Origin of the sequence: Flavobacterium granuli (assembly GCF_900129705.1) — a bacterium.
GTDB lineage: Bacteria > Bacteroidota > Bacteroidia > Flavobacteriales > Flavobacteriaceae > Flavobacterium > Flavobacterium granuli.
Window position 1 is genome coordinate 1 of sequence record NZ_FQWO01000015.1, and the last position, 19,335, is coordinate 19,335.

Consider the following 19,335-nt stretch of genomic DNA (forward strand, 5'->3'; position numbering starts at 1 on the left):
GTTCCATAACCACCAGTTGGAGCAGTCACGGTAATGGTTCCATCATTGGCGCCATTACAAGTCACATTTGTTTTGTCCACAGCGGCTGTCAAGGCAGCTGGCTGCGTAATTTGCACTTCAGAACTTGTATTACTGCATCCGTTCGCTTCAGATACAACTACTTTATAAAATCCTACACCTAAACCTGTATAAATTCCATTTGAATCACCATTTGTAGGCAAACCGGTTGCAGTATAAGCTCCTCCAGAAGTGGCTGAATACAGCAAATCATAAGTTATTGTTCCGGTACCTCCAGTTTTAGTCGCTGTTACTGTGCCATCAGAGCTTCCATTACATTTGATATTAGTTTTTGTTATTGAGTTAATAGCTATTGTACAACAAGATGCCAAAGTTATATTGTTGACTGTTTTAATACTTGGACTTACCACATTTGTAGGATGTGAAACCGTTAAACTAGCATTATGAGGACCAGCCGAAGAATAAGTCACTGTATATGGTCCTTTTGTTGTTAGACTAGTTGGAGAAACCGTTACAGCTCCAGGAAATGACCATGCATAAACATTATTTGCAACACCTCCAGTAGTTAAGTCTGTATAAGTTACTTGTTGAAAAGCTCCGCCATTACATACTTGATTTGTAGAAAAATTAGCAAATATCGGTGTATTTACAATTATTGTAGATGTAAGTAAATCTTTATTACACATAGAATTTTGCTTATGACAACCAGGAGGACTTTGACTATTAACCTGCCAAGACATAAATAAATTCTTAATTTCTAAAATCTCTCCACAGGAATAGCTTGGTACGGCAACAATTCTATATTTTCCAGATGAGAAAGTCCCAACATGACCTACACTGATTTTTTGTGTACCTCCATAAGGTGCTCCATTAATGTCTATTTTATTATTATTCTTGAACAAATCAAATTGTACATACATATTCTCTTTAGTAGAACTCAAAACATTTACCCAAATATAAACATCTATCAAAGGAGTTCCAAAAGTACATGATGTAATCGCGACTCCTTCTGAATTACCTAAATACACTTCTCCAATAGTTACAGCAGAGGTTGTGCAGTCATTTTGAGCCAAAACACAAGCATTGGCTAAAGTTGGTGTACCTGAAAAAACGGTTTGCGAAAACCCTATTGTTGTTGAAAACAACAATATTAAAAAAGCTAAAAATCGAATAAAAGTAATTTTTTTCATAATATTTATTATTTAAATAAACGAGTAATGAATTCCTTAATATGAGGTTTGATCTAATTTTCGATCAAAAGTTATTGTTGTGGCATCTTTTGCAAGACAAACAGAGTATCTATAAGTGTTAGATTTATCTAAATTAGATAGAGGAAAAAGCTTCGATAAGCTATCTAATAAGCTGAAGAGAAAGCTCAAAGTAAAAAAAATAGGTTGAAAGCATATTTTCTTGTTTGGGGTAATTTTTATTTTCATACAATCAATTTTTAATAGGTTGTTTGTAATATTGAATTCTAATACTTAGTGTATTTATAGGATTGTTAATTTTATTAAAATATGTAAATATTTGTTTTATAGTTAACTAGATTTTTTGTTGTACCGGCAAATAATTTTATAGCTAAAATTTTAATAAAATAGTATAAATTATTTGCTTAATTGTAAGATTATGGAACTAAACTAGTTATAAAAAAATAAAATGATATTTATTCTCTATAAATAACCGAAATACTCGATGAAAGTACTTTTCTTACTAATTAGATTTAAAAAACTACGCTATTTAAACTGTTTTTCATAGGTACTGAGTTAATATAAATCAGTAATTTGTATTTTTAAATAGATGTTTTTAATGAATATTCATAAAAATGTGTGATATATTCTGTTAATTAGGGTTAAAAATGATTATTGTTTAATCCTGTTTGGTTTTTTATGTAAATTATTAACATGTTCTATGTCAGTACATTTTTTTTTTTGTTAAGCTAGAATTTGTTTTGGAGTTTGCTGCTGTAAATAAATTTTTCAGTTTATAAATTTTTCTTGAAGAAAGTGGAGAAATAAATTATGGATGGTTTGATAAAATAGAAACAGAATGTTTTTCCAATAAATAGATTTTGGAAATTAATCCAAAAAAAATAAAGCTCAGTTCAAAAAAAGATAAATGTTTAGTAATTCTTTTGTAAATTGTAACAATATTTCTCCTTTGTTTTAAATATTTATTTTTAAAAAAAGTTCCTATGAAAAATCTAATTTTAATAAGACATGCAAAATCAAATTGGGACACCCCTTTAAAAGATATTGACAGACCTTTAGATCAAAGAGGAATGAAAGATGCTCACTTAGTTTCTTCAAATATTTTAGATTTTATTCCTAAAACATATGTAATTTGGAGTAGTATCGCAAAAAGAGCTTCGGATACGGCGCTTATTTTTGCACAAAATATCTTATATCCCGTAGAAAGTATTGTTTATATGAAAGAGCTTTATACTTTTGATGAAAACCAATTAGAGAAAACAATTAAATCCTGTAAAAATGAATTTGATAGTGTGATTCTTTTTGGACATAATGCCGCAATTACAAATTTTGTCAATAAATTTGGAGATGTTTTTATAGATAATGTTCCTACATCTGGATTTGTTTCTTTAGAGTTTAATACAGATGATTGGGCAAAAATTGATAGAGGAAAAACAAAAAAAATACTAATACCAAAAGATTTAAAATTAACAGAATAGTGTCAAATAAAAAATATATAGATAGAGAAAAAAGTTGGTTAGCATTTAACGCCAGAGTACTTCAGGAAGCCGCAGATGATTCGGTGCCACTTTTAGATAGATTACGTTTCTTAGGAATTTTTTCCAATAATTTAGATGAGTTTTTTAGAGTTCGCTTTGCCGCCATTAGAAGGTTGAGTTTGTCAGGTAAATCTGGTGAGAAAATTTTGGGAGGAATATCAGCCCAACAATTAGTAAAAGAAATTACTGAGATTGTAATTGAACACCAAGCTGAGAGTTTAAGAATATTAAAAAGAATCGAAACTGAACTGGAAGCGGAAAATATTTTCATTATCAATGAAAATGAAATTTCAGAAGAACAGGAAATCTTTTTAAAAGATTTTTTTATTCAAAAACTAAGCCCGGAGCTGGTAACGATAATTTTGAATGATTTAGCTGAATTCCCTTTACTCAAAGACAACGTGGGCTATCTAGCGGTAAAATTGGTGATGAAAAAAGATTCAGAAGTACGCTACGCCATTATAGAAATTCCAAAAACAATGAACCGTTTTATTGTTTTGCCTTCAAAGAATGAAAAGCAATATGTTATTTTGATCGACGATGTAATCCGACGCAATCTGAAAAGCATCTTTAATATTTTTGATTATGAAAGCGTTTCTGCTCACATGATTAAAATCAGTCGTGATGCCCAATTAGAAATTGACAGTGACTTGAGTAAAAGTATGCTAGAGAAAATTTCTACCAGCGTAAAAGATAGAAGAATAGGGGAGCCTGTTCGTTTTATTTATGATGAACTGATTGAAGAAGATACTCTTGCATTTTTTCTTGACAAAATGAAAATCGTTTCTACAGATAGTATCATTCCTGGCGGAAGATATCACAACAGAAGAGATTATATGGATTTTCCAAATTTAGGTAGATTTGATTTGTTGTATAAAACCAATGATCCTTTGCCTATTCCAGGCTTAAGTCTAGAAGGAAGTCTTTTAGAAAAAATAAGTGAAAAAGATTATTTATTGAATGCGCCTTATCAATCTTTTTCCTATCTCACCAGATTTCTAAGAGAGGCAGCTCTGGATCCAAAGGTGACTTCAATTAAAATCACTTTGTATCGATTAGCTAAGAATTCTCAAATTATAAGTTCGCTTATAAATGCAGCCAAAAACGGAAAAAAAGTAATAGTTCAAATAGAATTACAAGCTCGTTTTGACGAAGCATCTAATATTTCCTATGCTGAGCAGATGCAAACGGAAGGGATAGAATTGATTTTTGGGATAAAAGGACTGAAAGTACACAGTAAAATATGTGTTATTGAAAGGAATGAAAATGGTAAAATAAAACGATACGGCTTTATCTCTACCGGAAATTTTAATGAAACAACGGCCAAAGTTTATACTGATGTGACTCTTTTTACCAGTCATCAGCAAATTTTGAAAGATGTTACAAAAGTATTTGAATTTTTTGACATTAATTATAGGATTCATCGCTACAAGCATTTGATTGTTTCGCCGCATTATACCCGTATTAGATTTTATAAATTGATTGAAAGGGAAATTTTGAACGCACGAGCCGGACGAAAAGCCTATATAAAATTAAAAATGAATAGTTTGTCTGATTATGCCATGATCGATAAATTATATGAAGCCAGTAATGCTGGGGTAAAGATACAGCTAGAAGTGAGAGGTATTTGTTCGTTGATTCCGGGTGTCAAAGGAATGAGTGCTAATATTGAAGCAATAAGTATCGTTGATAATTATCTGGAACATTCCCGAATTTATATTTTTGCAAATGGCGGTCAAACAGAAGTTTATATTTCATCGGCTGATTTTATGACTCGAAATTTAGATGGAAGAGTCGAAGTAACTTGTCCGATTTACGATCAAGATATTAAAAATGAATTGATTGATAATTTTGATCTGGGATGGAAAGGAAATGTAAAAGCGCGCTATCATTCGGAAAATTTAGATAATAAATACCGAGAAAGAGGAGATGAACCTGTTTTTAGAGCGCAATTAGAAACGTATAAATATTATCAAAGAAAGCTTAATCCATTAGAGGAAACTATTTAATAGTTAATATCACATTGTTTTTTAAATATAAAATAATTACAAATTATAATCAAGAATGATTAAAATAAAAAAGTATGCTGCTATTGATATTGGATCTAATGCGATGCGCTTATTGATAGTGAATATTGTTGAGCAAGAGGGAAAAGAACCTCAATTTAATAAAAGTTCCTTAGTTCGCGTACCCATTCGTCTAGGGCAAGACGCTTTTACGGTGGGAGAAATTTCGCCAGAGAATATTGATAGAATGTGCGATGCCATGACCGCTTTCAATTTACTGATGAAAGTGCATAAAGTTCAGTCTTACAAAGCCTTTGCGACATCGGCAATGCGAGAAGCCTATAATGGGAATGAAGTGGTTGAGATTATAAAAAATAAAGCAGATATAAACATAGAAATAATAGACGGTAAAAAGGAAGCAGCCATAATTGCTTCTACAGATTTATACCATTTATTAAATACTGATCAAACGTATCTTTTTGTAGATGTTGGCGGTGGAAGTACTGAATTTACCTTGTTTTCTAATGGTAAAATTGTACATTCAAGATCATTTAAAGCCGGAACGGTTCGTTTGCTAAATGACATGGTTCACGATGTAGTCTGGGAAGAAATTGAAAAGTGGATTAAAACAATCACCGAAGATTTTGAAGAAGTTACCTTAATAGGTTCGGGAGGAAATATCAATAAGTTGTTTAAAATGTCAGGGAAAATGCAAGAAAAGCCATTGTCTTATATTTATATCAACTCACAATATGCCTTCTTAAATTCCTTGACCTACGAACAAAGAATTTCTGAATTAGGTTTAAATCCCGATCGTGCCGATGTAATCATCCCCGCTGTTCGTATTTATCTGAATGCGATGAAATGGAGTGGTGCCAGACAAATTTATGTACCAAAAATTGGACTTTCGGACGGAATCGTTAAGTCAATGTATTATGGTAAAATTTAATTTTACTGTCAATACGACTATTTTTATAAACAAAAAATAGATCAATAACATGAATAAAAACCGATTGGAAGCTTTTAGTGACGGGGTACTAGCTATTATCATCACCATTATGATATTAGAAATAAAGGTACCCCAAGGAGAAGATTTTATTGATCTTTTCCCGCTGTTTCCAAAGTTTATCAGTTATGTTCTGAGTTTTATTTATGTTGGTATATATTGGAACAATCACCATCATTTATTGCAGGGGCTTACAAAAGTTAATGGCAAGATTCTTTGGGCCAATTTGCATCTTCTCTTTTGGCTGTCCTTAATTCCGGTTTCAACAGGATGGCTTGGAGAACATTATTTTGCAAAAGCACCAGTGACTTTGTATGGAATTATTCTATTCATGTCGGCAATAGCATTTTTGATTTTACAGAATGTAATTCTTTCTAGCGAAGGAAAAAAATCACTTTTAGCTAAAGCTGTAGGAAATGATTCGAAGGGGAGAATTTCTCAGTCTTTATATCTAATTGCTATTGTTGTATCTTTTTTTAATGAATGGATTTCTATTTTAATCTACTTTGTGGTGGCAATTATTTGGCTTATCCCGGACACTAGAATAGAAAAGATTCTTTTGGAGAAGGAAGAAAAATAGCTTTCGTTTTTTACATAGAAAATAAATCTTATATACAATCCAAATGTTGTGCTTCCTAGCACAACGTTTGGATTTTTACTTTTTCAATTGAATCAGTTGTAAATTTGCCGATTTAGTTTTTATTTGGTATTAGCTATTGATTTTGAGTGTTTTGAAATTATTTTTCATTTTTTTAAATCCAAAAAGCATCCAATCCCGTAAATGCTTTTATATAACTTAAATTAAAAATTTATGAAAACTAAAAAAGTTTTATCAGTAGCATTATTCGCATTAGTATTTGGAGCAACATCATTTGCACAAAAAACAGTTATGGTAGGTGGAGCGGCCATGTATCCATCAAAAAATATTATTGAAAATGCCGTAAATTCAAAAGATCATACTACATTAGTTGCAGCAGTCCAGGCGGCAGACTTAGTAGAAACTTTACAAGGAAAGGGACCTTTTACCGTTTTTGCTCCAACAAATGCAGCTTTTGAAAAATTACCAATGGGTACAGTAGAAACTTTATTGAAACCGGAAAATCTAAAAACATTACAAAGTATTCTTACTTATCATGTAGTGGCGGGTAAAATGACTGCCTCAGATGTTTCAAAAGCGATTAAAGCGGGCAATGGAAAAGCGATGCTAACAACGGTAAGCGGCGGGACATTGACGGCTTGGATGAAAGGAAAAACGCTATACATTACCGATGAAAACGGCTCGATGGCTACGGTTGCAATTGCTGATGTCAATCAATCCAACGGAGTGATTCATGTTATTGACACCGTTTTGTTACCTAAGAAATAGTTTTTTTATAAGAGGTTGATTTATTGTCAATTAAAAAGCCCTGTTCAAATGAACAGGGCTTTTATTATAATTTTATAAAGAAACTTATCTCAAAGTTGCTCCAAGTTCTGTTTCAAAATTCTTTTGCAATTTGCTCATTATTTTGTCAATCTGTACATCCGTTAAGGTTTTTGAACTGTCTTGAATAATGAAACTTAAGGCATATGATTTTTTTCCCTCAGGAAGGTTTTTACCTTCATAGACATCAAATAAATTGATATCTTTTAATAAGCTTTTTTCCGTTTGTCTTGCAATTGCATAAATACTGTCGTAAGTAACATTTTGATCAATTAACAAGGCTAAATCTCTGCGAACTTCCGGGTATTTTGGAATTTCAGTAAATTTTATTTTGCTAGTTATGGCTTTCAGAATTAAATCCCAATTAAAATCAGCATAAAAAACTTCTTGTTTGATACCAAAATGTTTCAATATTGATTTTTTTACAACTCCAAATTCAACTAGAGTATTATGACCGGTTCCTATGGCAATCCCTTCAGAGAAAACATCCGATGAAACGGGAGAGTTTTGTGTTTTTTGAATTCCAAATCTCGAAAGTATAGCATCTACATATCCTTTAAATAAAAAGAAATCAGATGGTTTTTCAGGATTTGTCCAGCTTTCTTGATTTCTATTTCCGGTAAGAAATAAAGTCAGATGTTTATTTTCTTCAAAGCCAGAAAGAAATTTATGATAGGTTTTACCAAATTCAAATAATTTTAAATCACTGTTTTTACGATTGATATTATATGAAATTGCTTCCAGCCCAGAAAATAATAACGATTGTCTAAGCGTGGCTAAATCATTACTCAACGGATTCAACATAGTGACGTTATGAACTTCCTTTAATGATTCAGAAAGTGCTACATAAGATGCAGTTGTCAATGAATTGGCCATCATTTCATTAAATCCTTGCGAATTTAATTGAGAGGCAACGATATTTTGTATTCTATAATCTTCGTTTCTTGGAGAATTGCAAACCGTAGCATTCAATTTTTTTGAAAACTCGATTTTGTTGTATCCATAGACTCTTAAGATTTCTTCAATAACGTCTATTTCTCTTTGTACATCAACGCGATAAGAAGGAATGGTTAAACCCAAACCTATTTCCGAAACGCTGTTTACTTTAATATCAAGTGATACTAATATTTGTTTAATGGTATCTTTAGGAATTTCTTGACCAATAATTTTAGCAACATTGGCAAAATTTAGGAAAACCGAAAAGTCTTCGATTTTCTTTTGATACACATCACTTACATCTGAGGTAATTTCGCCACCAGCCACTTCTTGGATCAATAAAGCAGCACGTTTCAATGCGTAAGCCGTAATTGTTGGGTCAATACCTCTTTCAAATCTAAAAGATGCATCTGTATTCAATTGATGTCTTTTGGCTGTTTTTCGAATGCTAATTGGATTAAAATAAGCACTTTCTAAAAATATGGCATTTGTTTGTTCATTTACACCTGAGTTTTTACCTCCAAAAACACCAGCAATACACAAAGGTCCTTTTTCATCACAAATCATTAGATCTTCTTCATGAAGTGTTCTTTCTACATCATCAAGAGTAACAAATTTAGTTCCCGCAGCGACAGTTTTTACAATTATTTTTCCATTGATTTTTGAAGCATCAAAGGCGTGCAAAGGTTGTCCTAAATCATGCAACACATAATTAGTTACGTCAACAATATTGTTTTTAGGAGTGATTCCTATTGCTTTTAGTCGGTCTTGTAACCAGTTTGGTGACGGTTTTACAGAAATTCCAGAAATGGTAACACCACAATAACGCGGTGCCAAAAGAGGCTCTTCAATAGTAGTATCAATTTTCAGTGTTCTCATGTCAACTCTAAAGTTGCTTACTGAAGGAGTGATTAGTTCCGCATTTACACCATTTTGTAGTAAACCAGCTCTTAAATCACGGGCTGTACCTAGATGACTCATAGCATCAGCGCGGTTTGGGGTTAGCCCTATTTCAAATACTTCGTCATTTTCTATTTTGAAAACTTCAGAAGCTTTTGTTCCGGCAACAATTGAATTGTCTAAAATCATGATGCCTTCGTGGCTGGTTCCAAGACCTAGCTCATCTTCGGCACAAATCATTCCATGACTTTCTTGTCCTCTGATTTTTCCTTTTTTGATCGTAAAAGGGACTCCAGCCTCATCGTATAGCACAGTTCCAATTGTAGCAACTGGTACTTTTTGTCCAGCATCCACATTGGTAGCACCGCATACAATCTGTACAGGGACTCCATCACCTAAATCAACGGTGGTTATTTTTAGTCTGTCGGCGTCAGGATGGGGAACACAAGTAAGAACATGTCCTACTACAATACCTTCTAATCCTCCCTTTACCGATTGGTATTTTTCAACAATTTCTACTTCAAGACCTAGGTCAGTAAGTAGTGCTGCAGTTTCCTCTGACTTCCAATCTATTTTAATGAATTGTTTTAACCAGTTGTAAGATATTTTCATCTGTCAATTTTAATAAGACTGCAAATATAAGGATTGCAGTTTGTAGTAAGAAACAATTTTTTTGGTTTTTTGGGGCATTATTGTCCAGATTGAAGAGGTTTCTAAATAAGGAAAGTGCAGTTTTAAATTTAATTTTTTGAGAATTAAGAAATATTGTTAATCATAATAAATGAATATGGAAATTTTATGCTATTAACTGAATGAATAATGCTATTCATAGTGTTTTGATAAAGGTAAATTTGATAAAATTAAAAATTAGATAGTATGGGTAACATAGTTCAAAGACCTGAATTTAAGGCAAAGTATGATAATTATATAGGGGGGAAATTTGTTTCACCAATAGGCGGACAATATTTTGATGTTGTATCTCCCATTGATGGAAAAGTATTTACAAGAGCGGCGCATTCTACCAAGGTAGATTTAGATTTGGCAGTAGATACTGCGCATGAAGCGTTTCAAAGCTGGGGAAAGACTTCAGTTACTGAGCGCAGTAATTTATTGAATAAAATTGCCCAAGTTATTGAAGATAATTTGGAATATATTGCTACCGTAGAAACGATAGATAACGGAAAAGCAATCCGTGAAACTCTGGCAGCTGATATTCCTTTGGCAATAGACCATTTTAGGTATTTTGCCAGTGTAATTCGTGCCGAAGAGAGTTCGATAACAGAACTAGATTCTCAAACGGTTTCTATTGCTTTAAGTGAACCATTGGGAGTTGTGGCACAAATAATACCTTGGAATTTCCCAATATTAATGGCGGTTTGGAAATTAGCCCCGGCTCTTGCAGCTGGAAATACAGTAGTTCTAAAACCAGCCGAAAGCACCCCCATTTCAATTCTTGTTTTGATGGAGTTGATTGGAGATATTTTGCCTCCAGGAGTTATTAATATTGTGAATGGTTTTGGGGCAGAGCTTGGTAGAGCATTGGTGACCAATAAAAAAGTTTCAAAAGCAGCTTTTACAGGTTCTACTGCTACGGGACGTTTAGTGATGCAATATGCCACTGAAAATATTATTCCTGTTACGCTGGAACTAGGAGGGAAATCCCCCAATATTTTTATGAAATCCGTTGGTGATGCCGATGATGATTTCTTTGATAAAGCCATTGAAGGTGCTGTACTATTTGCACTAAATCAGGGAGAAATTTGTACTTGCCCTTCCAGATTATTGGTACATGAAGATATTTATGAAAAGTTTATTGCAAGAGTTATTGAGAGAACAGCAGCGATCAAAGTGGGAAATCCTTTAGACAGAACTACTATGATGGGAGCACAGGCTTCATTAGTACAAAAAGAAAAAATTATGTCGTATTTAAAACTAGGTAAGGAAGAGGGAGCCGAGTTGTTGATTGGAGGAGATGCAAATCACTTTGGAGGAGACTTAGAAGGAGGTTATTATATTCAGCCTACTCTTTTTAAAGGAAATAATAAAATGAGAATTTTTCAGGAAGAAATTTTTGGACCAGTATTGGCGGTTACAACTTTTAAAACTACTGAAGAAGCCATTGCTATAGCCAATGATACGATGTATGGTTTAGGTGCAGGAGTGTGGACTCGTGACGCACATGAAATTTATCAAGTTCCAAGAGCAATTCAAGCGGGTCGTGTATGGATCAATCAATACCATTCCTATCCTGCCGGGGCACCCTTTGGTGGATACAAGCAATCCGGAATAGGTCGTGAAAACCATAAAATGATGTTAGGACATTACCGTCAAACCAAAAACATGCTGATTTCTTATGATAAAAAGAAATTGGGATTTTTTTAGTAGATTATAGATTGTTGGTTAATCTTAAGCCTGGCAAATTGTACGATTTGTCAGGTTTTGTTTTAAATGAAAAATAAATGATAAAAAGAATTGACGCTACAAAAGAGGCTATCGCATTGATCCAAATTCTAAAAGAAAAACATGGGGAACTTATGTTTTATCAAGCAGGAGGTTGTTGTGAAGGGACTCAGCCCCAGTGTTTTGAAAAAGGAGGTTTTTATCAAAGAATGGGTGATGTATGCATTGGAACGGTTGAGGAAACCGAATTTTGGGTCGATAAAGATTTGTTTGAGTATTGGAAACACGCCCATTTTACTTTAAAAGTGATTGATGCATTTGGCGCAGGTGGATTTTCATTAGAAACACCGCTAAAAAAAACGTTTCAAATTGAATATCGAATTTTTACTCCTGAAGAAGAGCAAGATTTAGAAGCTGTAAAATATATTGAATAAATCAATTTACATTCAATAACTGGTATTGTTTAGGGGTGATGCCTTCATGTTTCTTAAATAATCGAATGAAATAATTACTGTCTTCAAAACCGGATAAATGGCAAACTTCATTAATTTGGATACTGGGGTTTTTGAGCAATTTTTTGGCACATCGAATTTTTTCTTTGATGACAAATTCAATCGGGCTCATCCCAATTTCTTTTTTAAAGAAACGATAAAATGAAGTCGTGCTCATGCATGCTTTTTCGCTTAAACTTTTGAGGTTGATATTTTCCCTTAAATTTAATCGAATGTAATCTATAACGGGGATTATGGGCGAATTTTGATCTGTATACAAACCGTCTTCGATTGATTTTGCAGTTTGTATTTGTATAATCCGAATCAATAGTTCTTGTAGACTCAAGTCGGCCAAAACATCTTTGGTAACTGAAGTACTCATGCATTCCTTTATTAATTTATTGATGGTAGTGGCTAATTCTACATTGTTATAAAAATAATAATTTTGATAATTCAAGTGCCAATATTGCTTACTTCCATCTTTAGGATATCGTTCATTCAAGAAATCTAAAGTGTGTATAATTTTTTGCTGGTCAATAGCCAATGCTAGACATTGTGTGGGATTATTCTTTGAAGCCTCAGGGAAATCAATTTTCATTTCCACATTCGGCGGGATCATTACAGTTTCACCTGGCAGATATTCAAAGGAGGGATCATCAAAAAGATGCATCACTTTTTTTCCTCTCAACATGCTGGTCACCACTAAATCATTAAATTGCAAAGGAACTAATTTCGAAGCTTTATAGGTTTCAAAAATATTTAATTCACAATGGTTTAAATTGTAAGCCGTTCTATTTTCGACTAAGGTTTTTAGCGATTTTTCATTTGATAAATGCGGAGGATTTATATAGCTGCGATTCATGGTTAAAGTTTTAAATCAGGGATTATAAACTTATTGAAAATAAACCTATTAATGCATTTTTTTTTGTTAAAAAGAATATAATTATAACAATTCCTCTACATGTCTTTTTATGTTTTCAGCCATTTTTGTGGTAGGTAAATCATTGGCATCATCACCAAAAGGATCTTCAATTTCCTCGGCAATTAATTCTAAACTCGCCAAAACATAGAAGATAAAAATTACTACCGGAATGACATAATAGCCTAAGTTGAACACGTATCCAAAGGGAAGTGTCATTACATAGAAAAAAATAAATTTTTTAAGAAAAGCACTGTATGAATAGGGAATAGGCGTGTTTTTTATTCTTTCACAAGCACCACAAATCTCAGTAAAGGATTGAATTTCATGGTTCAAAATAATCAGCTGATCACCGGTTATTTTATTAGCTAGATACAAGTCGTTTATTTTTTGAAATACTATTTTAGCCACCTGATTAGGCTTGTGTTTGTGATTATCTATAGATAAATGGTCATCTTCAAATAATTGCTTTGCTGTATCGTCATCTTTTAAATGCTTGTTTAATATAGATGCAAAACTGGGGATTGTTTTTCGAAAATAAGCACGATCACTTTCCTCTTTTAAAATAACCGACAGTTTAATGGCTAGGTTTCTACTGCTGTTTACTAGACCTCCCCACATTTTGCGTCCTTCCCACCAGCGATCATAGGCTGTATTAGTTCGGAAAACCAGCAATAATGAAATTACAAAACCCAGCATTCCATGCATAATAGAAATATTTTTGACATGGCTATCATCCGGCAAATCCCAATATTCAATTTCAAGATATGCTATAGTGGCTGAATAGAATCCAATGAAAATCATCATTGGGATTAATTTTCGAAAGGTATCGGCTTTATGAAAGTGAAAAATAAAAGTAATCCAATCTTTTGGGTTGTATGATATCATTAGAGGCGAAATATTTTCGCAAATTTAATTTAAAAATTAATTGTTCCGGCTAATTCTTTAAGTGCAATTTCAGATAATTTAGCCTGAAACTGGGCATTACTATTACGTACTTTTGCATTGACATGATTCAATTGAGCTGTTCTAAACTCCAAGGTAGTTATAGTTCCAATGCGAAATTTATCCAATGTAATATCCAGATTTTGTTTGGCAATCGCTTCATTTTTTTCTTCCAGACTAATCAATTCCAGATTAGTCAAATAGGTTTGATAAGCTGTTGATAATTGTGTATTTAATGCCAAAGTTTGTTCCTCTATCAATATTTTTGAATTTTCAACAGCAATAGAAGCGATTTTTTCATTTCTGTTTTGAGCAAAACCATCAAATAAATTTAATGTAGCGCTAAAACCATAATTTAGTCCTCTGGCTGAGGATTGGGTTGTAAAACCAAGACTAGATTGACTCTCAGAGAAATTATAGCCTGTATTCACTTTTACCGTTGGATATCTTACTGCTTTAATTTGTTTCAACTGCAATTCGCTAACTCTTTTATTTATAATTTGAGCTTTTAATTCTGGATTTTGTTTTTCTGCCAAAGCGGTCAATTCAGAAAGCAATAAACCTTGATCCACAACAATTTGATCTGCAACCACAAATTCTGAAGTGGTGGCTCTGGCGAGAATTTGGTTCAACAGAATTTTTGTATTGGCATACAATTCTTTTTGTCTCAATAAGGTAACTTTGTCAGTATTTAAGTCTACTTGAGCATTTAAAACTTCCAGTTTTGAAGCTTTTCCGATTTTAAAGCGATTTTGCGCCAAGGTCAATCGTTGATTTGAAATTACCAGCGTAGAGTCTAAGGCAGCCAATTGCTGTTGTTGCTGTACCAAGTCAAAATAAGTGGCATTGACATCACTTATTTTAGTCAAAATTGTCAACTTTAATTGGGTTTCGCCTAGTTTTTGCAACTCTTTCAATTGGTCTCTTTTGGCAAACATTTTCATACCATCAAAGACTGTCCAATCCAGAGTTACCCCATAATTCAAACTATTATTTTTGGCATTATCCAATTTGTTGACCGTTCCGTCGCTTCGGGTTTGACTCAGGTTTTGAATACCATTATTGTCAACAATCGAAGCGGTAGCTCTGGGTAACATACCCGCATTTCCAGCAGATACATTAGTTTCGCTAATTTTTAAATCATTTTTAGCAATTTTGATTTGATAATTGTTTTCTAATGCAATTTTTACGGCATCTTCAACGGTTAGGTACTCTTGTGCATTGCTGTTAAGAACGCATAAGAAAAACAAAACCGAACTGTGAAATACTATTTTAGAATACTTCATTTTATTTACTTTCTTTTTCAAATTCATCGATATGGTCAAATTCAGGATAATGTTTTCGTGCTTTAGACCACATTAAATACAGGGCCGGAATTACAAATAAGGTTAAAACCAAAGAGAAAATAGTTCCCCCAACGATAACAACTCCCATTCCCATTCTGCTTACAGAAGCGGCTCCAAGAGACAAAGCAATAGGCAAAGCTCCCAGTGAAATGGCTAAACTGGTCATCAAAATAGGGCGCAGCCTCGCTTCTGAAGCTTCCAGTATAGCTTCTAATTTGGATTTGCCCTGTTCCCGGAGTTGATTCGCAAATTCAACAATCAAAATTCCGTTTTTAGTTACCAAACCAATAAGCATTACCGTACCAATCTGGCTAAAAATATTCCAGGTCTGGCCGAATAACCATAGCGAAAATAAAGCTCCGGCAACCGCCATAGGTACCGTCAAAATAATAATAAAAGGATCGATAAAACTTTCAAATTGTGCCGCCAGAATTAGGAAAATCAGCAACAATGCCAATCCAAATGCGAAAGAAGTATTAGAACTACTTTCGACAAAATCTCTGGATTCTCCCCCTAAATCAGTAGTAAAGGTATCGTCCAGAACTTTGCTTTTTATTTCGTTCATCGCATCGATACCATCGCTGATACTTTTGCCCGGAGCCAGCCCCGCTGAAACGGTGGCCGACATATATCTGTTATTATGGTACAGCTGCGGCGGATTACTTTGTTCCTCTATCGTCACCACATTATCCATCTGAATCAATTGTCCATTATTGTTTTTGACAAACATAGAGGTTAAATCCATTGGTTTGGAACGGTCTTTTTGATCAAATTGTCCAATGACCTGGTATTGTTTTCCATTTCTCATAAAATAACCAAAACGCTGGCCACTCAATGATAATTGCAAAGTTTGTGCAATATCGATTACAGAAATGCCCAAACTCTCGGCTTTTTCCCTGTTTATGGTCACGTTGATTTCCGGCTTATTGAATTTTAGATTTACATCTGTTGTTGAAAAAGTAGGATCTTTAGATACTTCGTCCATAAACAAAGGGATTTTTTCTCTCAACTTTTCAAAATTGGGTGCCTGAATAATATACTGAATCGGCAAACCGCCACGTCTGTTTACTGCAATTGTAGGCTGCTCTATCACCGATGTTTTTGCTTCCGAATATTTCTTGGTCAACTTGGTCAGCTTTTCGGCGATTTCCTTCTGTGATCTTGTTCTTTCGTTAGGTTCTACCAAGGCGATTCGAATTCGCCCACTATTTACCGAAGAAGAACCAAATCCAGGGGAAGTGATTACTAAACTTACTTTCTTTTCAGGAATAGAATCATTTATAAGTTGTGATATTTCCTGCATAAATCGATCGGTATATTCATAAGATGAACCTTCGGGAGTAGTCATGCTCATCACCAATGCGCTTCGGTCATCATAAGGCGCGGTTTCTTTTTGAAGTAAATTAAAAAACAAATATATTAATCCAAAACAAGCAATTAGAATAGGGAAACTCATCCATTTTCTTCTCATGAAATTCTCCAAAGCATTGGCATAACCGCTGTTTAATCTCTGGAAATAAGGTTCAGTAAGAAGATAAAATTTAGATTTCTTTTGTTCGCCGCCTTTCATCAAATACGCATTCAGCATAGGGGTTAAAGTCAAAGAAACAAAGGCCGAGATTAATACTGCAGCACCAATGACGACACCAAATTCCCGGAATAGTCGTCCAACAAAACCTTCGAGGAAAATTACAGGAAGGAAAACGGCTGCCAGAGTTATGGAGATCGAAATTACCGCAAAAAAGATCTCGTTTGAACCTTTTATGGCGGCCTCAATTGGCGACATGCCTTCTTCCACTTTTTTGAAGATATTCTCGGTAACTACGATTCCATCATCGACTACAAGCCCGGTTGCAAGGACAATGGCAAGCAAAGTCAATACATTTATCGAAAATCCGAAAAGCCACATAATGAAAAAAGTAGCAATCAGGGAAACCGGGATATCAATTAATGGTCTGAAAGCAATGGCCCAATCTCTAAAAAATAAGTAGATGATTAAAATTACCAGAATGATCGAGATGCCTAAAGTTTCGGCCACTTCGATGACTGATTTTTTGACAAAAAGAGTACTGTCAATGGCAATGTTTAATTTGATGTCTTTAGGTAAATCCTTTTTTAAAGCTTGGAATTCTTTATAAAATGCTGCCGAAATATCCAAGTAATTGGCTCCGGGAAGAGGAACAATAGCCACACCCACTAAAGGCGCACCGGATTCACTCATTTTAGTTTCTAAATTTTCAGGACCAAGACTGGCTGTACCAATATCGCTGAAACGAACTGTTTTTTCCCCTTCAGATCGGATAATGATATTGTTGAATTCTTCAGCTTTAGAGAGATTCCCAACGGTTTTTACCGTCAGTTCGGTATTGTCTCCGGTTAATTTTCCCGAAGGCAGTTCAACGTTTTGCTTGTTTAGTGCGGCACGAACTTCGGCCACTGTGCAACCGTATGAGGCTAATTTCACAGGATCAATCCACAATCGCATTGCGTATCTTTTTTGTCCCCAAATTTGAATACCGCTCACACCGGGAATGGTTTCTAATCGTTGTCCGATTACGTTTTCGGCATAGTCGCTCAATTCAAGCGCATTTCGGGTATCACTTTGAACGGTCATCGAAATAATCGCTTCGCCATTGGCATCAGCCTTAGAAACTACTGGAGGCGCATCAATGTCTTGGGGCAAGCTTCTTACGGCCTGCGAAACTTTATCGCGAACATCATTGGCGGCTTCTTCGAGGTTTTTACTTAAATTAAATTCGACCGTAATATTGCTGCTTCCTTGAGCACTGGACGAAGTTATGTTTCGGATTCCATCAATTGAATTGATTGCTTTTTCCAGCGGCTCGGTAATTTGCGACTCAATGATGTCGGCATTAGCCCCGGTATAATTGGTTCGGATGGAAATTTGAGCAGGATCTATCGAAGGAAATTCCCTGACACCCAGATAACTGTAACCAATAATTCCGAATAAAACGATCGTCAAATTGATAACAATTGTAAATACGGGTCTTTTTATGCTTAATGTAGATAAACTCATTTTTTTTAAAATTATAAATTATGTTTATGAATTATGAGATTGGTTTTAGGTCTGAAGCACCTAAATTTAAAATTCATAACTTACAATTTAACTTTGACTTTTACCGGCGTTTCGTTTTTCAGACTCATAACTCCGCTGGTTAAAACCGTGTCTCCCGCTTTCAATCCAGAAAGCACTAAAACGGAAGTAGCTGTCCTTGTTGCAGTTTCTACCATAACTTCTTTGGCCTGGCCGTTGCTGGAAATAAAAACTTTTCTTCCGTTTTGAACCGGTATAATCGCCTCGGTTGGGACAATTATGGCATCTTTTATAATATCCAAAGGCAGTTCTACATTGGCAAAAGTACCCGGTAATAACTTTCCGTCTTTATTTTCGGCAATGGCCCGAACCTGTAAGGTTCTGGTGGCGATTTCAACGGCAGGTTCTATAGCATACACTTTAGCGGTATATTTATCGGTAGAGCCATCAACAGAAAAACTCAAATTAGCGTTAGTTTTTATCTGGCTTGCATATTTTTCAGGAATAGAAAAAGTGATTTTAAGTTTGCTGATATTAACCAGTTTGGCCACTAAAATAGCCGGTGTGATATAAGTTCCTACTGATATGGCGCGCAATCCTATCTTTCCTGAAAAAGGAGCTTTAACTGAAGTTTTTGCAATTTGGGCTTTGATCAATTGGCTTTGTGCCTTTGTTGAGGCATATTCTGCTTTGGCTACATCATATTCTTCCTGACTTATCGCTTCTTTTTGCAATAACAGTTTGGCTCGTCTTTCGTTTTCGGATGCTAGGTTTTCTTTGGTATTGGCCTGACTCAGTTGTGCTCTTAACTCCTGATCATTTACTTTAAAAAGCAATTGGCCTTTAGTGACATTGCTTCCTTCCTGAAAGTTAATGCTTTCAACAATTCCCGAAACTTCAGATCGAATCTCGACCTGCTCATTGGCTTCAAGCGAACCCGAAAGAGACAGATTGTTGTCAAAATTTTGGGTTTGCACCACTATTCCGCTTACTGTGGTCGCGTTGGGTTTACCGGATTTGTCCTTAGTGTCACCGGAATTGTTTTTATTTTCTATAATCCGATATGTTATAAGTGAACCAAAGCCAACAATCAATAAGGTGTATATAATGTATTTTATTTTCATGGTTATTAGGTAAAGTGAGG

At 34.4% G+C, this 19,335-nt stretch carries 14 protein-coding genes; 7 read left to right on the forward strand and 7 right to left on the reverse strand.

Annotated features, from left to right (window positions below; genetic code table 11):
- The coding region (locus BUB25_RS15240; RefSeq protein ID WP_139256922.1) for a SprB repeat-containing protein at window positions 1-1,208 on the reverse strand (1,208 nt) is incomplete at its 3' end.
- 1,001 nt (window positions 1,209-2,209) lie between these two features.
- Here BUB25_RS15240 and BUB25_RS15250 point away from each other — a divergent pair.
- The 5 genes from BUB25_RS15250 to BUB25_RS15270 all read left to right on the forward strand — a co-directional run bounded on the left by BUB25_RS15250 (window position 2,210) and on the right by BUB25_RS15270 (window position 7,142).
- A complete protein-coding gene (locus BUB25_RS15250) occupies window positions 2,210-2,704 on the forward strand; it encodes a SixA phosphatase family protein (protein WP_072945852.1) in 495 nt (164 codons plus the stop codon).
- Window positions 2,704-4,773, forward strand: coding sequence for a polyphosphate kinase 1 (gene ppk1 / locus BUB25_RS15255; RefSeq protein ID WP_072945854.1), 2,070 nt, complete (start codon window positions 2,704-2,706; stop codon window positions 4,771-4,773). Before BUB25_RS15250 ends, ppk1 begins: the two co-directional genes overlap by 1 nt.
- A 55-nt stretch (window positions 4,774-4,828) precedes the next feature.
- Complete coding sequence (locus BUB25_RS15260; protein WP_072945855.1) at window positions 4,829-5,719, forward strand: Ppx/GppA phosphatase family protein; 891 nt, start codon at window positions 4,829-4,831, stop codon at window positions 5,717-5,719.
- A 49-nt stretch (window positions 5,720-5,768) separates the two neighbouring features.
- Complete coding sequence (locus tag BUB25_RS15265; protein WP_072945857.1) at window positions 5,769-6,356, forward strand: TMEM175 family protein; 588 nt, start codon at window positions 5,769-5,771, stop codon at window positions 6,354-6,356.
- Between the two features lie 231 nt (window positions 6,357-6,587).
- Window positions 6,588-7,142, forward strand: coding sequence for a fasciclin domain-containing protein (locus BUB25_RS15270; protein ID WP_072945859.1), 555 nt, complete (start codon window positions 6,588-6,590; stop codon window positions 7,140-7,142).
- A gap of 84 nt (window positions 7,143-7,226) precedes the next feature.
- Here the strand turns inward: BUB25_RS15270 and pheT are convergent, their stop codons facing one another.
- Window positions 7,227-9,647, reverse strand: coding sequence for a phenylalanine--tRNA ligase subunit beta (pheT, locus tag BUB25_RS15275; protein WP_072945861.1), 2,421 nt, complete (start codon window positions 9,645-9,647; stop codon window positions 7,227-7,229).
- A gap of 264 nt (window positions 9,648-9,911) precedes the next feature.
- Between pheT and BUB25_RS15280 the strand changes: the two genes are divergently transcribed.
- Both BUB25_RS15280 and BUB25_RS15285 read left to right on the forward strand, forming a co-directional pair.
- Window positions 9,912-11,417: an aldehyde dehydrogenase family protein gene (locus BUB25_RS15280; protein ID WP_072945862.1), complete on the forward strand. Its 1,506-nt coding sequence runs from the start codon at window positions 9,912-9,914 to the stop codon at window positions 11,415-11,417.
- Between the two features lie 77 nt (window positions 11,418-11,494).
- A complete protein-coding gene (locus tag BUB25_RS15285) occupies window positions 11,495-11,869 on the forward strand; it encodes a DUF779 domain-containing protein (RefSeq protein ID WP_072945864.1) in 375 nt (124 codons plus the stop codon).
- A 1-nt stretch (window position 11,870) separates the two neighbouring features.
- Here BUB25_RS15285 and BUB25_RS15290 read toward each other — a convergent pair whose 3' ends face one another.
- From BUB25_RS15290 to BUB25_RS15310, 5 genes are all read right to left on the reverse strand, one after another.
- Window positions 11,871-12,788, reverse strand: a complete 918-nt coding sequence (locus tag BUB25_RS15290; protein ID WP_072945866.1) for an AraC family transcriptional regulator — start codon at window positions 12,786-12,788, stop codon at window positions 11,871-11,873.
- Window positions 12,789-12,869: 81 nt separating this feature from the next.
- Window positions 12,870-13,733 (reverse strand): bestrophin family protein, encoded by an 864-nt coding sequence (locus BUB25_RS15295; protein ID WP_072945868.1) that lies wholly within the window; start codon window positions 13,731-13,733, stop codon window positions 12,870-12,872.
- A gap of 29 nt (window positions 13,734-13,762) precedes the next feature.
- A complete protein-coding gene (locus tag BUB25_RS15300; RefSeq protein WP_106357598.1) occupies window positions 13,763-15,076 on the reverse strand; it encodes a TolC family protein in 1,314 nt (437 codons plus the stop codon).
- Window position 15,077: 1 nt separating this feature from the next.
- A complete protein-coding gene (locus BUB25_RS15305) occupies window positions 15,078-18,173 on the reverse strand; it encodes an efflux RND transporter permease subunit (RefSeq protein ID WP_072945871.1) in 3,096 nt (1,031 codons plus the stop codon).
- 80 nt (window positions 18,174-18,253) lie between these two features.
- A complete protein-coding gene (locus BUB25_RS15310; RefSeq protein ID WP_072945873.1) occupies window positions 18,254-19,315 on the reverse strand; it encodes an efflux RND transporter periplasmic adaptor subunit in 1,062 nt (353 codons plus the stop codon).
- Between the last annotated feature and the right edge of the window lie 20 nt (window positions 19,316-19,335).

Excerpts from the sequence above, each read along its gene's own strand:
- BUB25_RS15250 (WP_072945852.1), top strand. The coding sequence starts at position 2,210 with ATGAAAAATCTAATTTTAATAAGACATGCAAAATCAAATTGGGACACC.
- BUB25_RS15260 (WP_072945855.1), top strand. The coding sequence starts at position 4,829 with ATGATTAAAATAAAAAAGTATGCTGCTATTGATATTGGATCTAATGCG.
- BUB25_RS15265 (WP_072945857.1), top strand. The coding sequence starts at position 5,769 with ATGAATAAAAACCGATTGGAAGCTTTTAGTGACGGGGTACTAGCTATT.
- BUB25_RS15270 (WP_072945859.1), top strand. The coding sequence starts at position 6,588 with ATGAAAACTAAAAAAGTTTTATCAGTAGCATTATTCGCATTAGTATTT.
- pheT (WP_072945861.1), bottom strand. The coding sequence starts at position 9,647 with ATGAAAATATCTTACAACTGGTTAAAACAATTCATTAAAATAGATTGG.
- BUB25_RS15280 (WP_072945862.1), top strand. The coding sequence starts at position 9,912 with ATGGGTAACATAGTTCAAAGACCTGAATTTAAGGCAAAGTATGATAAT.
- BUB25_RS15285 (WP_072945864.1), top strand. The coding sequence starts at position 11,495 with ATGATAAAAAGAATTGACGCTACAAAAGAGGCTATCGCATTGATCCAA.
- BUB25_RS15290 (WP_072945866.1), bottom strand. The coding sequence starts at position 12,788 with ATGAATCGCAGCTATATAAATCCTCCGCATTTATCAAATGAAAAATCG.
- BUB25_RS15295 (WP_072945868.1), bottom strand. The coding sequence starts at position 13,733 with ATGATATCATACAACCCAAAAGATTGGATTACTTTTATTTTTCACTTT.
- BUB25_RS15300 (WP_106357598.1), bottom strand. The coding sequence starts at position 15,076 with ATGAAGTATTCTAAAATAGTATTTCACAGTTCGGTTTTGTTTTTCTTA.
- BUB25_RS15305 (WP_072945871.1), bottom strand. The coding sequence starts at position 18,173 with ATGAGTTTATCTACATTAAGCATAAAAAGACCCGTATTTACAATTGTT.
- BUB25_RS15310 (WP_072945873.1), bottom strand. The coding sequence starts at position 19,315 with ATGAAAATAAAATACATTATATACACCTTATTGATTGTTGGCTTTGGT.